Source organism: Roseicella frigidaeris (assembly GCF_003258945.1).
GTDB classification, from domain to species: Bacteria; Pseudomonadota; Alphaproteobacteria; order Acetobacterales; family Acetobacteraceae; genus Paracraurococcus; species Paracraurococcus frigidaeris.
Map to the genome: position 1 here is coordinate 1 of NZ_QLIX01000082.1, position 1,214 is coordinate 1,214.

Annotated in this window: 2 protein-coding genes; both read right to left on the minus strand. The window is 70.6% G+C overall.

The annotated features are described in order from the left end of the window. Positions 1-70 precede the first annotated feature (70 nt). The gene (locus DOO78_RS26835; protein WP_111472940.1) at positions 71-646 is read right to left on the minus strand and encodes a YecA/YgfB family protein; all 576 of its coding nucleotides are present in this window, start codon (positions 644-646) and stop codon (positions 71-73) included. After that, the coding region (tnpC, locus tag DOO78_RS26840) for an IS66 family transposase (RefSeq protein WP_111472941.1) at positions 643-1,214 on the minus strand (572 nt) is incomplete at its 5' end. The genes DOO78_RS26835 and tnpC, both read right to left, overlap by 4 nt.

The following is a 1,214-nucleotide window of genomic DNA, read 5'->3' on the forward strand; positions in this document are numbered from 1 at the left end:
GTAAGCGTCGCTTCCGCACCACTGGCATTTTTGCTTGACGGTAGGGCTGTGGTCAGGTGGCGCTGTTCCGTTACGCGGCGTGTTGGCGCCAGTAGTCCCGGATGGCGCAGACCGCTTCAGGGATGTGGTGGTAGGCGCGCCCCATGTGGTCGCGCATCTCCTGCGGCTGGCCTTCGAGGAGCTTCTCGACCTCCTCGGCTTCGGCGCAGGTGATGATCGGCAGCAAGATCATGGAGTGATCGCTGCGTTCGATCATGGGCCGCCAGGCGTCCGGCCAGCGCCTGACGGCGAACATGAAGCCGGCGGCCCAGGGATTGGCGGAGACGGTGCCGTCGTCATACCGCATGTAAAGCGGTCGCCACCGCCGCCCGCGATCGAGGCGGAGCATGTGGCTGACGGCGTCGTGGTGCTCCAGCACGGCCTGGACGGCGCCGAGGCCGATCGCCGTGGTCGGCAGGTTCGGGCCGAAGATCACCCGGAGCCAGGCCTCGGTGGCAATGCGCTCTGGGCCGGCGACCAGGGCGGCGCAGAAGCCATCGATCGCCGAGACTGTCCAGTTGCGCCTGGCGATGTCGGACTGGGCGGCGAGCCAGGCTTCGAGGTCATCGAGCGGCAGGGCTGGCACACGGCTGCGGCGGCGTGTCATGCGGCGCGCGCGGTAGGCTGTGCGTCGCGCCAGGTCCAGGGCAGCAGGGTGTCGAGGGCGGTGCTGCGGACCTTGCCGGTGACCATCCGCTCCAGCACATCGGTCAGCCAGGCCTGCGGATCGACACCGTTGAGGATGGCGGTGCGGATCAGGGTGGTGGCGATGGCCCAGGCCTCGCCGCCGCCCTCGCTGCCCGCGAAGAGCGCCGCCTTGCGTGTGACGGCCACCGGCCTGATTTCGCGCTCGACCGTGTTGGAGTCCATCTCCAGCCGGCCGTCGTCGAGGAACCGGCACAGCCCCGGCCAGTGCCGCAGCCCGTAGCGGATCGCCTCGGCGAGCTTGGAGCCGCTGCTGACCCGGTTCAGCTGCGCCCGTAGCCAGGTCTCGAGTTCGGTGACCAGCGGCGCGCTCTGCGCCTGCCGCGCGGCCAGGCGCCGCTCCGGCGGGCGACCGCGGATGCCGGCCTCGACGGCATAAAGCGCGGCGATGCGCAGCAGGGCCTCGCCGGCGATCGGCGACTGCGTTCCGGCGTGGATCTCGAAGAAGCGCCGGCGCAGGTGCGCCCAGC